Origin of the sequence: Sporosarcina sp. FSL W7-1283, assembly GCF_038003105.1 — a bacterium.
GTDB lineage: Bacteria > Bacillota > Bacilli > Bacillales_A > Planococcaceae > Sporosarcina > Sporosarcina newyorkensis.
This window is the reverse complement of sequence record NZ_JBBOOL010000001.1, coordinates 3830193-3845108: the sequence shown is the minus strand read 5'-3', so window position 1 is coordinate 3845108 and position 14916 is coordinate 3830193. Positions and strand designations below refer to the sequence as shown.

General features: G+C 39.9%; 13 protein-coding genes. 9 read left to right on the top strand and 4 right to left on the bottom strand.

From position 1 onward, the window contains the following. Positions 1-7: 7 nt before the first annotated feature. From MKY93_RS20070 to MKY93_RS20045, 6 genes are all read left to right on the top strand, one after another. Complete coding sequence (locus MKY93_RS20070; RefSeq protein WP_340760821.1) at positions 8-550, top strand: RNA polymerase sigma factor; 543 nt, start codon at positions 8-10, stop codon at positions 548-550. Beyond that, the gene (locus tag MKY93_RS20065) at positions 543-1805 is read left to right on the top strand and encodes a DUF4179 domain-containing protein (protein ID WP_340760819.1); all 1263 of its coding nucleotides are present in this window, start codon (positions 543-545) and stop codon (positions 1803-1805) included. The genes MKY93_RS20070 and MKY93_RS20065 overlap by 8 nt, the downstream gene beginning before the upstream one ends. Positions 1806-2063: 258 nt before the next feature. Next, positions 2064-3563, top strand: a complete 1500-nt coding sequence (locus tag MKY93_RS20060; RefSeq protein ID WP_009499287.1) for a malate:quinone oxidoreductase — start codon at positions 2064-2066, stop codon at positions 3561-3563. Between the two features lie 207 nt (positions 3564-3770). Then, positions 3771-4796 carry a LytTR family transcriptional regulator DNA-binding domain-containing protein gene (locus MKY93_RS20055; RefSeq protein WP_340760815.1) on the top strand — a complete coding sequence of 342 codons (1026 nt, stop codon included), beginning with the start codon at positions 3771-3773 and terminating at the stop codon, positions 4794-4796. A 250-nt stretch (positions 4797-5046) separates the two neighbouring features. Beyond that, positions 5047-5895: an ABC transporter ATP-binding protein gene (locus MKY93_RS20050; protein ID WP_340760813.1), complete on the top strand. Its 849-nt coding sequence runs from the start codon at positions 5047-5049 to the stop codon at positions 5893-5895. After that, complete coding sequence (locus MKY93_RS20045; RefSeq protein WP_340760810.1) at positions 5892-6599, top strand: ABC transporter permease; 708 nt, start codon at positions 5892-5894, stop codon at positions 6597-6599. The genes MKY93_RS20050 and MKY93_RS20045 overlap by 4 nt, the downstream gene beginning before the upstream one ends. Before the next feature lie 51 nt (positions 6600-6650). Here the strand turns inward: MKY93_RS20045 and MKY93_RS20040 are convergent, their stop codons facing one another. Beyond that, on the bottom strand, positions 6651-7187 hold the full coding sequence (locus MKY93_RS20040) for an ECF transporter S component (RefSeq protein ID WP_340760808.1): 537 nt from the start codon (positions 7185-7187) through the stop codon (positions 6651-6653). A 188-nt stretch (positions 7188-7375) separates the two neighbouring features. Here MKY93_RS20040 and MKY93_RS20035 point away from each other — a divergent pair, with 188 nt between their 5' ends. Continuing rightward, positions 7376-8095: a sulfite exporter TauE/SafE family protein gene (locus MKY93_RS20035; RefSeq protein WP_340760805.1), complete on the top strand. Its 720-nt coding sequence runs from the start codon at positions 7376-7378 to the stop codon at positions 8093-8095. A gap of 83 nt (positions 8096-8178) precedes the next feature. Here MKY93_RS20035 and MKY93_RS20030 read toward each other — a convergent pair whose 3' ends face one another. Continuing rightward, positions 8179-8541 (bottom strand): DUF779 domain-containing protein, encoded by a 363-nt coding sequence (locus MKY93_RS20030; protein ID WP_340760803.1) that lies wholly within the window; start codon positions 8539-8541, stop codon positions 8179-8181. 21 nt (positions 8542-8562) lie between these two features. Then, positions 8563-10083: an acetaldehyde dehydrogenase ExaC gene (exaC, locus tag MKY93_RS20025; protein WP_340760801.1), complete on the bottom strand. Its 1521-nt coding sequence runs from the start codon at positions 10081-10083 to the stop codon at positions 8563-8565. 781 nt (positions 10084-10864) lie between these two features. Between exaC and MKY93_RS20020 the strand changes: the two genes are divergently transcribed. After that, a complete protein-coding gene (locus MKY93_RS20020; RefSeq protein WP_245799559.1) occupies positions 10865-11668 on the top strand; it encodes a YitT family protein in 804 nt (267 codons plus the stop codon). 313 nt (positions 11669-11981) lie between these two features. Next, entirely contained in the window at positions 11982-13436 is a 1455-nt protein-coding gene (locus MKY93_RS20015) for a protein adenylyltransferase SelO (RefSeq protein ID WP_340760798.1), read from the top strand. 151 nt (positions 13437-13587) lie between these two features. On the opposite strand, the gene MKY93_RS20010 is transcribed toward MKY93_RS20015, so the two are convergent. Continuing rightward, complete coding sequence (locus MKY93_RS20010; RefSeq protein ID WP_340760796.1) at positions 13588-14886, bottom strand: hypothetical protein; 1299 nt, start codon at positions 14884-14886, stop codon at positions 13588-13590. Between the last annotated feature and the right edge of the window lie 30 nt (positions 14887-14916).

The following is a 14916-nucleotide window of genomic DNA, read 5'->3' as shown; positions in this document are numbered from 1 at the left end:
TGAGAACATGAGGGTCGTTCGGTTAGTGAAAAAAGCGAAAAAAGGCAGTAAAGAAGCTTTGTTGCAATTAATTACTGAGCAACAAGATGAGTATTATCGACTGGCTCTCAAATATATGGGTAATTCACATGATGCCATGGACGCTATGGAAGAAATGATTGTTAGTTTGTATCGGAACATACAGCAACTTGAGAAAAACGACGCCTTCTATAGCTGGAGTAAGACAATTTTAGTGAATCAATGCAAACAAATGCTTCGCAAAGTAAATAAGGTTACGCTGATTGACAATTGGGAAGCAATTGAATCTCACTCTGATCCATCTGCTGTCCAAAATCCTTTCGAGCAAACAGAACAACGCATGGATATACAGGATCTGTTGCTGCGAGTGAATGCACAGCAAAGGGAAGCAATCGAGTTAAAATACTTTCACGATTTGGATTACGAAACAATCGCAATGATTACACAAGTCTCTGTAGGAACAGTGAAGTCGAGAGTCTTTAATGGATTGAAAAAAATGCGTGAACAAGCAAGGGGTGGATTCGATGAGTGAACTGGAGCGGCAATTGGCGGAAGAGAAAAGACGTTTAGAAAAGACGACAGCCCCAAAAGAATTGGAAGAAAGGCTACGTACGGCATTGGAGGAAATACCGAAACGACAAAGAAAACGTATACCAAAGTGGGTTTCCGTGGTGGCTGCATTGCTCATTCTCTTTGTGGTTGGCTATCAATATGATGCGTTTGCTTATTACGGAAAAAAACTGCTTGGTTTTGAAGAAATCATGCCTGCTACGCTCGCCCAATTAAATGAGTCGGACAAAGGACAGTCTATTGATCGAAAAATAATGCTGACTGATGGAACTGAATTGAGGCTGGAAGGTCTCATGACAGATGAAAACCAATTGGTACTTTATTATACACTCAGCAATCCTGAAGGCTTAGGGGAAGATATTTCGTTAATGAAATTGACTGGTCTATTTACAAACTCTTCTTCGCGCTTCGGTACATCCTCTATGAATGAGGAAGGAACGGAGCTAAAAGGAATGCAGACGTTCGAGCCGGTGAGTCCATTCGCGAAAAAGCTGACATTAGAATTTCATGACTCTAACATACAGGACTGGTTTGAGATCACATTTCCATATGATCCAAAAGCTGCGATGCAAACAGAACTGAAGAAAGCTATAAAAAAGAACGTCCAAGTGGATCAAGGAAGTATTCGCTTTGATTCTATTACGGCAACGCCCAGTCAAACGACAATCAAAGGTAAATTAAAAGTTGATAATTTTGATCGGATTCCCTTAGGATTTGACGGAGTGAAGTTGTTGGTCAATGGGGTGCCGATGGATCAGATAAGTGGCAGTGTTTCATCGGCATTCAACGGCGATATATTTACAATTGATTTTGATGCTTTGCCGGAAGGTCTTGATTCTCTTGCACTTGCAGTAGACAGGTTTGTTGGATATAAGCATGTGGATGAAACAATAATTCTAACTTCTAGAGAAGAAATGTCTGCTGATCTTGAAGGTGAGGAAGTAAATATCCGGAAAGTAGAAGTGACATCGGAGGGCTTAGAAATTATAGTAGCAACAGATGGAAATATCCTGTTGGATAACGTTGCTGTGCAAATTGATGACCATAAAGTTCCTTTGCAAACGACATTGAGACAGAATTATGTAACGGATGAAAAAGGTAAGGAGTACAAAGAACGAATCCTACTATTCGATACAAATCAACTGCCAGATGCCTTCTTGGTTGAAGGCCTTCATTATGAAAAAGAGTACAATAAAATAATTAAGATTCCACTGTGAAAATAACAGATTCAAATAAGGAAAATGTCACGAATTTTAATAAACACACCGAAATTCCGACATTTTTCTATCTAATTCCTTACAATTAAACAAGTCTCTTTAATCCTAGTTGCATTTAAGGTATAATAGAAAAGATAGTAGTAGATGTATGGTCAAACTAAGACAGAAAAAATGCTCCTAGGACGCGCCATGTTTGCTGTGACGCCTTATTTAGGAACATTTACATTTCTGTAAATTTCACATATAAGGAAGGTCAAAATGAGTAATAGACAAACAAAATCAGATGTTATCTTAATAGGTGCCGGAATTATGAGTGCAACGCTGGGGACAATGCTTAAGGAGCTAGCGCCAGATTGGAAGATCACATTGTTTGAAAAGCTGGATAAAGCAGGAGAAGAAAGTTCTCATGAGCTAAACAATGCGGGAACAGGACACGCAGCTTTGTGTGAACTGAACTACACTTCCGAAAAAGCGGATGGTTCGATCGATATTACAAAAGCTGTGAAAGTAAATGAGCAGTTCCAATTATCGATGCAATTTTGGTCTCATTTAGTTGATAAAAAGCTAATTAAAAATCCAGAACAGTTTATTATGCCATTACCTCATATGAGTTTAGTTCAAGGCGAAGATAATGTAACATATCTAAAAAAACGAGTCGAAGCGATGACTGCGAATCCATTGTTTGAAGGAATGGAATTTTCTGAGGATCCGGAAAAACTAAAAGAATGGATTCCGCTTATTATGAAGAATCGTCAAGTGAATGAATCAATTGCAGCAACTAAAATTGACTCAGGAACAGACGTAAACTTTGGAGCATTGACACGGATGCTGATTGAACACATGAATAAAGTAGACGTTGAAATTAACTATGGTCATCAAGTAGAAGATATTAAACGTACTAGTGATGGCGAATGGGAATTAAAAATAAAAAATAATCGAGACGGCAAACTTGAGTACCATAAAGCAAAATTTGTTTTCATCGGCGGTGGCGGCGGAAGTCTTCCATTGCTGCAAAAGACAGGAATCCCGGAAAGCAAGCATATTGGCGGCTTCCCAATTAGCGGTATTTTCATGGTCTGTAAAAATCCAGAAGTGATTGCTCAGCATCATGCCAAAGTATACGGTAAAGCAAAAGTCGGTGCGCCTCCAATGTCGGTTCCGCATTTAGACACACGCTATATCGACAATGAAAAGTCCTTACTATTTGGACCGTTTGCAGGCTTCTCACCGAAGTTCTTGAAAACGGGTTCAATGCTAGACTTGATCGGTTCTGTAAAACCGAATAACGTGACGACAATGCTTGCTTGTGGTGCGAAAAACATGTCCTTGACTAAATATTTAATCGAACAAGTCATGCAAACAAAAGAACAGCGTATGAATGAATTACGTGATTTTATTCCAGATGCAAAAAGTGAAGATTGGGATTTGTGGACTGCAGGCCAGCGTGTTCAAGTTATTAAGGATACAGAGAACGGTAAAGGAACCCTTCAGTTTGGTACAGAATTAGTAACAGATGCGGACGGTTCAGTTGCTGCGTTACTTGGAGCTTCTCCAGGAGCATCCACTGCAGTAGCAGTAATGTTGGATCTTATGCAAAAATGTTTCCCTGAGCAGATAGACGAATGGGAACCAAGATTGAAAGAAATGATTCCTTCTTACGGCAAGTCATTGGTTGAGAATCCTGAGCTTCTGAAGGAGATTCATGCTTCTACAGCTAAAACATTAGGCCTGACTGAAAAAGAAGTCGTTCATAATTAAATAAGAAACAAACTAGAGCTCTGTGACGATATCTATCGCACAGGGCTTTTTTAATTGTTGCCAGTCGACACCGCTTTCACTGCAAGGTAGATTGGGTTTAGTTATAAAATAGTTAACGACAGAACTGTTCACACAATGAAGTGGGATTTTACTCAATGATAATATAGAATGAATATGATAGATAATTCATGAAATGAGGGTTTATTCATGTCACTTCACTTTATTAACGCGGAAAAACGGATTCACGATTCTGTTATCTTTCCTTCATTTGACTTATCAGTCGATCCGGGGGATATAGTGGCTGTCTATTCGAGCGTAAATGTTCGAGAACAGCTGATAGAATTACTTTTAGAGAAAACGAGGCTTTCAAATGGAGAAATTAGAGTAGACGATAGTAAGATCTCCAATAATAGGCAGAAGGTCGGGATTCTTTTTCTTCAGGATGGTCTATATGAGCGATTGTCCATTGAGGAAATGATTAGTTTTATAAAAGATCTTTATACATCAAACGTACTCAAAGACGATGTAATACAAGCCGTACAATTAGATTCAAAGCGAAAGGTAAAGATAAAGCAATTATCCTACTCGGAAAGAAAACGTGTCCAGCTGGCCTGCTTACTTATTAGGGATCCGGATATTTACATATTTGAAGAAGCAGATCAGAACCTTGATTTGGAATCGAAAAGGATTTTTGTATCAATACTTCAAAGATTGAAACAGCAGAATCGCAGTGTCTTAATTCTAACGGGAAATATGGAAAGTGCCGTTACTACATCTGATAGAGTCCTCAGTTTGGATGAAAATGGGCTACATTCAATTCATACACAGGAAGCCATTGAAGATCAAGCCACTCTGATTGAGGAAAAGCCATTGGCTGCAGATTCGGTACTGCCTGTTCGTTTCGAAAAAATTCCAACGAAAATCAATGAAAAAATTGTCTTGTTTGATCCACCTGAAATTGACTATATTGAAAGCAATGAAGGACTCTCTCTTTTGCATATAAAAGGAGAGTCCTTCCCATCCGTTTCTACACTGACTGAATTGGAAGCACGGTTACTGCCATTTGGTTTTTTCCGCTGCCATAGATCGTACATTGTAAATTTACAGAAAGTACGCGAAGTGATTACATGGACTAGGAATAGTTACAGTCTCGTGTTGGATGATACTCAAAAATCGACAATTCCATTATCGAAGTCTAAGATGGTAGAACTAAAAGAGATGGTAGGGCTCTAATGTTGTCGAAATAAGTGTTATTTCCCGGGGAATAACATGAAAATAGTATTTGGACTAACAGAATAGGAGATTATTTCAGAGAGTCAGCTGTAACTATACAAAATTGACGATTCATTCAACTTTGATATTGTCCCATTCACCCTTTACTAGCCTCTTTTCATTTGAAATATGATGCAGTCCACTTTTCTTTTACGTATTCTAAAGGTGTGAAGAGCAGATACTTGCAAAGTTATACACGAGGAGGAAGGAAATGGATAACATTATTGAAGTGAAGGGGCTAGCAAAAGTATTTGGAAATCAAACAGCAATTGAGGGGTTGAATTTTCATGTTAAGAAGGGAGAAATTTTTGGTTTTCTAGGTCCCAGTGGATCGGGTAAAACAACAACTATTAAAATACTAACTGGGCAAGTAACACCAACGAACGGAACAGCAGTTGTTTTCAATCAGTCAGTTTCACAGCTGAAGAAACCAGAATTTCGCAGCCGTTTCGGTGTGCTTACCGATAACAGCGGACTGTATGAGAGATTATCTATTCATGATAATTTGAAATTATACTGTGAGTTATATAACATACCGTACTCAAAAATTGATGAAGTATTGGACACTGTCAATTTAAAGAAGGAAAAAAACAAAAGAGTCTCCACTTTATCTAAAGGGATGGCACAGCGAGTGACGCTTGCGAGAGCGTTGATTCACGAACCGGAGTTGCTTTTCCTGGACGAACCGACGTCTGCACTTGATCCGACAAATTCTCTTCATATCCATGAAGGGTTGCGTGCGCTCAATGCAAAGGGTACGACCATTTTCCTGACAACGCATGACATGCAGGAAGCTGAACTCTTATGTGATCGCGTAGCCTTTTTAAATAAAGGTTCTATCCAATTACTGGATACACCGGATAAGCTAAAAAAGCGCTATTCCGATTCTACAATCACAGTAGAGCTGATGACAGAAGAGAAAGTAGTTTTGCCTGCGGGAACCGAAGGAGCAGATCGCTTGTTTGAATATATGAATACAAATCAGGTAGTAACAGTCCATTCAAATGAACCAACTTTAGGGGAAATTTTTGTGCAAGTGACAGGGAGGAAATTGGCATGATGATTTCATTGAGACGAATGAATGCGATATTGCAGAAAGACTTTAAAGACTTTTCACGGAACTTGGCAGTTTCTACAGTTCTCATTATGCCTATTGGATTAGGGGCATTCTATGGACGTGGGGGAGTGAATTCAATTGAGGCACATTATATGCTCATTAACTTGGCATTTGTGATGATTGCGACATTCGTACAGTGTTGTTTAATCGCAGAAGAAAAAGAGAAAAACACATTGCGTGGTCTTATGCTTTCACCTGCAAGCACAACTGAAATCCTTGGCGGGAAAAGCTTACTCACATTTATCTTGACGATGATTACTGTCTCTATGACAGCCTACTTAGCTGATTATAGACCTGCAAATATTGGTGTTATTGTGCTGGCATTCATTTTATCTTCTTTCTTTTACATTGCAGTCGGTACATTACTCGGTCTCTTTTCAAAATCTGTTATGGAAGCATCTGTTATTGTAATGCCTGTAGTTGCGGTTTTCTCAATGGGAACGTTTCTTCCAACATTTGTGGATCAGTATCCGTTCTTAAAAATGGGGATGTACTTGCCAAATATTCAGCTGATAGAATTGGCTGTAAAAGTCGAAGCAGGCGGTGGTTTCGGGGATGTCCTGATAGAGTTACTCATCATACTTGCATGGACTATTATCCTATGCATGCTGACGGCTGCTATTTATCGAAAGCGGATGGTGGATTGATAGAAAAAGAGTTCTTGCGCTTGAGACTTTACAGCGCAGGAACTCTTTTTGTTATTTAAAAAACTGTACTTTTTTCAGCATCGCACAAACCGGAATTGCAATCGCAATTCCCACAATACATTGGACGATATCACCAGGAATCGATGCCAATGGGATGATCCAACTGTTATATAAAATTCGTTCGCCAATATAATAACCAGCAATCGTTATGGGAACAGACACGGTCATAGCTAGCAAGTTAAACTTGAGGCTGGTTCCTTTACGACCGTTCGACCAAGCAATTTTTCCCACGATATAACCTTGTAAACCGCGTGTCAAAAAAGTGATGGGTGCCCATAACGTCCAGCCGCTAATCAAATCAAACAGGCCCATTCCAATAGCTCCTGCGAGCGCACCTTTTTTAGGTCCGAATAAGATAGAAGCTATGAACAGCATAGCGGTACCGAGATGAATCAATCCGCCATTTCCAATTGGCAACTTAATATTGAGTAAGAGAGTCGCAACAAATACGAGTGAAGCAAGCATGGAAGTTAGTATCAGATCGAACGTCTTCGCTCGGGAAGCTGTATATCCTTGTGTTTTTTGCATTGTCTAGACCTTCCTAACGTTGTGAGATTTATTGGTTTAGGATATAGGAAATCTGGTGTTTTTAAAAGCATCACTTTCTAATAAAGTTTAGGGGTCAGCAAATAAACATACATACAAATGTGGAAATGGTAGAATATACATCAACATAAGAAAGCTGTAGCATAGTAAAAAAAGATTGTAGGTGTTGTATGGAGACTTTTATATTTATTCTTATAGTTTTAGTCGCATCGATTCTTCAAACTAGTACAGGATTTGGATTCTCCATTTTGGCGACTCCATTTCTTCTCTTCTTGTTCGAACCGCTTGAAGCGATCCAGTTGAACTTACTATTATCATTAGTCATTTCTAGCGTCTTGATCCTAAAAATCAGGCAAGATATTGACTTGGGAATACTAAAGAGATTTGTAATCGGAAGTACTGCTGCTTTACCACTGGGCATTCTAATTTTCGCGTTATTGGATATGAGACAATTAAAGTTAGGGATAGGTCTATTTCTTCTCGCAGTTACAATTCTATTGCTATTCAATTTTAGAATAGCTCTAACTAAAAGCAAGGACTTAGTAGTAGGCGGCATTTCAGGGGCACTGACAGCCAGTATCGGCATGCCGGGACCTCCGATTTTGGTTTATTTTTCAGGGGCTGATACATTAAAAGAAAAAGTGAGGGCTACTACATTAGCTTTTTACTTATTTATCTATTCCGCTAGCTTGATCATCCAAGTGCTTTTCGTAGGGACTGCTAAGAGTATTTGGGTAGCGGGTGGGTATGGATTGCCTATCGTGGTGGTTGGTTTGTTTTTGGGGCAACGGTTGTTCAATCGGATTAACCAAACGGCCTTCCGTTTCATTATGTATGCAATTTTACTAATTACAGGAGTATATCTGCTTGTTGAAAATTGGCCTTATTAACGACTTGATTGGTATCTGTTAAGAAAAATAGAGGCTGTCCTGTAGACGCATTGTAGCGACTAGCAGAACAGCCTCTTATGTTGTTAAAACAGACTTTTCAACTCTTCATACTCTTCTTCAGTGAACACGCGAGATTGAGTAATAAAGTGTGTTTCTTCAATACTATCTAGCGAAAACTCGGCACCTCTTCCAGGTACAGCATCGATTATGAGCTGGGTATGCATCCAATATTCATATTGACTTTTATGCATATAAAATGGTGTGTCGGCCATCATGCCGAGTAATACATCTGCATCTCCGAGTTGGAAATCACCTTCTTTATAGCACAGCGGCGCAGAACCATCACAGCAGCCGCCTGATTGATAAAGTAAAACGGAGCCATGGATATTCTTGATAGTATTCAGAAATAAAACAGCCGCTTCTGTAGCTATTACCCGTTCAATCATGGAACAACAGATCCTTTCGATTTAGAAGAATCCTTGAGAGCTTTTATCGTAGCTGACTAATAAACATTTAGTTTGTTGATAGTGATCAAGCATCATTGCATGGTTTTCGCGTCCGATTCCCGATAATTTGTAGCCGCCAAATGCAGCGCCCGCAGGATATTGATGATACGTATTTGTCCATACACGTCCTGCTTGAATGCCACGTCCTGCACGGTATGCGATATCGCCTGTACGTGACCAGACACCTGCACCTAATCCGTAAAGTGTGTCGTTTGCGATTTCCATTGCTTCATCGAAATCTTTGAATGTCGTAACCGCAAGAACAGGTCCGAAAATTTCTTCTTGGAAGATGCGCATTTTGTTGTGACCTTTGAATACAGTCGGCTTAATGTAGTTACCATTCTCAAGATCGCCACCCAAATGGTTCTCTTCTCCACCGATTAAGCATTCAGCGCCTTCTTCAGTACCCAATTTAATGTATGAAAGGATTTTTTCTTTTTGTTCATTAGAAGCTTGCGCACCCATCATTACTTCTGTGTCCAGTGGGTTGCCGATTTTAATAGCTTTTACTCGTTCAAGTGCACGTTCCATGAATTCATCGTAAATGGACTCTTGGATCAAAGCACGAGAAGGACATGTACAAATCTCACCTGAGTTTAAGGCGAACATTACGAAGCCTTCAATTGCTTTATTCAAATATTCATCATCATGAGCCATTACGTCTTCAAAGAACACGTTTGGTGATTTTCCACCCAGTTCGAGCGTTACTGGAATAATATTTTCTGTAGCATATTGCATAATTTGACGACCAACCGCTGTAGATCCTGTGAATGCAATTTTCGCAATTCGTGGATTTGTCGCTAGCGGTTTCCCTACTTCTACACCGAAACCATTGACGATGTTTAGGACACCTGCTGGAAGTAAGTCTTCGATTAACTCCATGAGTACCATGATGGAAGCAGGCGTTTGTTCAGCTGGCTTTAAGACGATACAGTTCCCGGCAGCTAAAGCTGGTGCGATTTTCCACACAGCCATTAGAATTGGGAAGTTCCAAGGTATAATTTGTCCAACAACGCCAAGTGGTTCTTGGAAATGGTAAGCGACTGTGTCGTTATCTAACTGCGATGTACGCCCTTCTTGTGCACGAATAGCGCTAGCGAAGTAACGGAAGTGGTCAATAGCTAGTGGAATATCGGCATTTAATGTTTCACGTACTGCTTTCCCGTTATCCCAAGTTTCAGCGACTGCTATCATTTCAAGATTCTCTTCCATACGATCCGCAATTTTATTCAAAATCATTGCACGTTCCGCAGCAGAGGTTTTACCCCATGCATCTTTTGCAGCATGAGCGGCATCTAATGCTAGTTCAATATCTTCTGCCGACGAACGAGCAGCCTTCGTAAAGACTTCTCCAGTGACAGGGGATTTATTATCAAAATATTGACCGTTTACAGGTGCGACCCATTTTCCGCCAATAAAGTTATCATATTTTTCCTTGAATTGAACGAATGCGCCTTCTGTATTAGGATTTGAGTAAATCATAGATGTAAGTCTCCTTTAAGAGTAGTTTAAAACCACACCCAAACGACTGTATTAAAATTATATGATGAAAATATTATTCAGGTGTTGTTCTATTAATATAATGTTCCTAATCGTTTTAAAATGCAAGTAACATAAACTTTCTTGTGTTAATTCTACTCTTTGAAGGTATATCAGTATATCTATTGTATAACAGTAGAATAAGGGGAACTCTGACGCATAACGGTTTCCATCGCAAGAAAGAATCTTAGAATTAATTTGGACGTTCTACAAATCCTACTCAATATGTTATTTTCTATGGTTGGAAAGACTGTTAAATTCAACATGTTAAGTTTTTGTAGTATAGTAACATGGGTAGTGTATGATAACAAGTTTGACCGTACACAAACTTTTGACGCAAAGGAAGGAAGGCAAATACCTCTTCTTTTGCGCTTTTTTCTTGTTCTTACAAATTAATTTGAAAATATCTAATCCGATTTAATTGTCTTAACATCATCAGTCAAACCTTCCAACAATTGTAGAATCCGTTCTTCCATAAGTTCATCCTCCTTTTCAATGTTATATTGCGTTCATTATATAACGCTTAAAGAGAATTATCTGCTGAAAACAGAACGAATGTTTCTGTGTTTTAATTGAAAATAAAATTAGATAAACGTGCCTAGATGCCAAGCCATTCAATTTGAGGTAAAATGGCAAGGGTAGATCAGTCTGCTGGGAAAGGAATGATTGAACTTTGAAGACCTCTACAGCAAAAAGAAAGTTACTTACAGAGTACATTTGGATTATGATTGGCTCGGTTTTTGTCGGCTTGGCCTATAATATATTTTTCCTTCCTGCAAGGCTTGCAGCAGGTGGAGTATCAGGGATCAGTACGATTGTGTATGAACTGTATGGATTCGAGCCTGCGTTCGTGCAATGGCTGATCAATATTCCGCTATTTTTCCTCGGCCTAGCGCTTCTTGGAAAGGATTTTAGTCTAAAAACTTTAGTTGGCACTTTTTTTGTGCCATTTACGATTTGGTTGAGTGCAGACCTTCCGTTCACAATCGATAACCCTTTATTATCGGCAATCTACGGAGGCATTCTGTTAGGTGTGGGACTGGGTATCGTTTATCGAGGGAATGGATCGACTGGAGGGCTTGCAACGGTTGCGCAAATCGTGAAAAAGTATACGGGCCTGTCCAGCGGCTATGCCCAACTCATAGTAGATGGGGTAGTTGTAATTTGCTCAGCATTTGTATTTAATTTCGAGTTGGCTCTATTTGCGATGATGGCGATTTTTGTGACGAGTAAAGTAATTGATTTTGTACAGTTGCAAACATCTCATTCGAAACTTGTGTTAATTATTACAGAGCAAGAAGAGCGAATTCAGACGATTATTAAGGAAGAGATCGATCGGGGATTGACGAAAGTACGGTCTGTCGGTGGTTTCGCCAACCAAGAAAAAACTATGATTTTATGTGTAGTGGAGCAACAAGAAGCGATTTATTTAAAGAAAATTCTACAGGAAGAAGAACCGCATTCATTTGTCGTGTTCTTGAATGCATCTGAAATTCTAGGAAGAGGATTTTCTTTGGCGAAAAGCTAACAGACATGAGTTGTCTAAAGCGTCTACATGGCGTTCTAGACAGCTCTTTTTGTTTAGTGAACATTTGCAAAAAACTCAAAGAAGATACAATGTTTTTGCAAAATAAGAGCTTAGTAAATACTATCGAGTATCCATCCGATTAGTATATAATTTGATTTATATTTGAGTAATTAATTTAAAGAAGTGCAAAATAAAATATAATTCATTTCTTGATTGAACAACTTAGCGGAATCGCGGAAGTGGACAACTTGTATTGTATAAAGGACGATAGGGATAGTTATACCGTTTGTCACGCGGAATGAAAGGAGAGTTTATGGTGAATAATCATTTGTCTGGTTGGAACTTAGAACTCAGCTTCTGTGATTTGCCCGATACATTTTACGCATTAGTGGAACCGAACATTGTCAGTTCACCCCAACTCGTCATCGTGAATGATGCGCTCGCTTCTTCACTTGGTCTGGATGTGGAGCAGTTGAAGACATCGGAAACAATAGACGTTTTTGCAGGAAACAAAAAGCTTGAAGGAATTGAACCGATCGCACAAGCGTATGCAGGACATCAGTTTGGCAATTTTACGATGCTCGGTGATGGACGCGCAATGCTTCTTGGGGAACAGATCACACCTCAAGGAAACCGTATGGATATCCAGTTGAAAGGTTCGGGTCGCACGCCATTTTCTCGCGGCGGTGATGGACGTGCAGCGCTTGGTCCGATGCTTCGTGAATATCTAATTAGCGAAGCTATGCATGGACTCAGTATTCCGACGACACGAAGTCTTGCCGTTACGGTAACAGGTGAGCCGGTGCTGCGTGAGACTGCATTGACAGGTGCTGTATTGACAAGAGTCGCATCAAGTCATTTGCGTGTAGGGACGTTTCAATATGCAGCTGCAAGACAAGAAGTCGAAGATTTACGTGCTTTGGCGGACTATGCCATAAATCGTCACTATCCAAGCATAGCCAAAAAAGATAATCCTTATTTATCCTTACTAGAAGAAGTAATTGCACGCCAAGCTTCCTTAGTTGCGAAATGGCAGCTAGTTGGTTTCATCCATGGTGTGATGAATACTGATAATATGACGATTAGTGGAGAAACGATCGACTATGGTCCATGTGCATTTATGGATACCTACGAGCCGACAACAGTTTTCAGCTCGATTGACGTGCAAGGACGTTATTCTTATCGCAACCAGCCTGGTATTGCAGAGTGGAATCTGACACGATTAGCGGAAACTCTTTTGCCGCTATTGCATGACGATCAGGAGAAAGCAGTGGAGCTTGCAGAGAATAAACTGTCCGAATTTGCAAAGTTGTATGTGACGAATTGGATGGGTGGAATGAGAGCGAAACTTGGATTATTCAATGAAGAAGAGCAAGATGAAATACTTGTGAAAGATTTATTGGCATTAATGCAGGAGCATCAGGCAGACTATACGAATACATTCCGTTCATTAACGTTAGGGCGGTCGGAAAAGATGCTCGAAGAGTCGGGATTTGTGGAATGGAAAGAGCGGTGGACAGCTAGATTGCAACGTCAATCAAATGATGTACAAGCTGTCCAGCAGCTAATGAAGAAGCATAATCCTTCTGTCATTCCGAGAAATCATCGAGTGGAAGAAGCATTACAGGCCGCGGAAGAGGGGGATATGAAACCTTTCTTAAAGCTCTTGCATGTGCTGGAACATCCATATGCTTATACAGCTGAGCAAGAAGATTATACAGTACCTTCCGATAATGGAAACTCTTATCAGACATATTGCGGAACATAAGGACGGCCTATTCGACGGAGACTCTTGTCGAATAGGCCGTTTTTATCTTTATTCTGGCTCCCATCTCTAAAGGCGGGTGAGATGAATAAAGTCTGCGGCACGGAGGTCTCAGCACCATTTAAAATCTGGACGCAATTACGACAAGGTGTAATTAAGTATACTGCTCCTTAAATGCATATAACTTACTTGGTCTTCCTTTTGAAACGGCTTTCTCCTCACCGACTTGCTTTATAATTCCTGCAGTGCTTAACGCAAGAAGCGCACGTTGTGTATTGCGGTCACTCATTTTTAGTTCAAACGCAAGCTCTTTTGCGGTAAAAGTAGACCATCTCTTACGTCTTATGACTTCGCGTATTCTATCAAATAATTGAATATTAATATTTTCGGCTTTCAAAAGCTCAAGCAGATAATTCTCATGGTGGACTGAAGATTCATCATATTGATCTTTTGGTAAATCGAGGACTTTTCCTTCATGATCAACCATAATGATCGTATCAGACTCTCGTTGCGTAAGTTGCAATGCTTTCCTTGCATGCATCTCAGCTTTTAGTGCAGAGTCGCCAAATCCTATACCACTTGTGATTTTCCTATTCCACGCACGCTCTAGTCGCCCAATTGTCTCTCGTAATACAGAAAATGTGTCAATGATTTCTCCGCGCGAGCTGAAAATCATGTACTGTCCTTCTCGATAACTGATAAAGGAGCCGTTCATTTCTCGACTTAATAGTAGTAGTTCCTCATTCAATTTTAATGTGGTGAACTGGATATCATATGACAGGTTGGTGGGATGCTCGTACAACAGATTATCAATATGTACCATACACACTCCGATTTGTGAACGTTTTAAAAATGAAATTTCTGCATGGTTATCGATGATTTCCAACGCATGCCGCGTCGCTAGTTTTGTTGTACTGATCCAATCGGCAGGGATACCTTTTTTGTGTAATGCATTCATGATATCGGGATAACATGTCAAGACGGCATCTACCTTTCCAGACTCCCATAAGCGGACATGATGTTCGTACAAAGACCAATAATCGACAGCCGCGTCAAATGCCTCCACAAAGACTTCTTTGACCGGGAGATTCAGTTGGCTAAGAGAGGCATCGACTACATTCGAGGTATTAATTATATCGATACTTAATCGCTCAATTGGTTTTCTTACTTGATTCGTTATATTAAGCAGTGCTTTGTAAAGTCCAGTTTCCAACAGAACGATGGAAAAGAATTTAGCAGAATCCAAGCCTGTCCGTGTAGCCAGTTCATAAGGAATGGGGCCAGAGAATAAAAAATAGTCAAACTCATCATATTGTGCCTTGACGATATCGATAGTTTCGATTGCTGTTTCATAAGTGAAAGAGGTAAATGCCAGTCGTGAAGGAAAATCTTCAATTACACTCTGAATCCGTTCGACAGAAACTAGCGGACCGATAATTGCCACTTTAAACATTCTATACCTCCCATAAAACCACTGTATTTA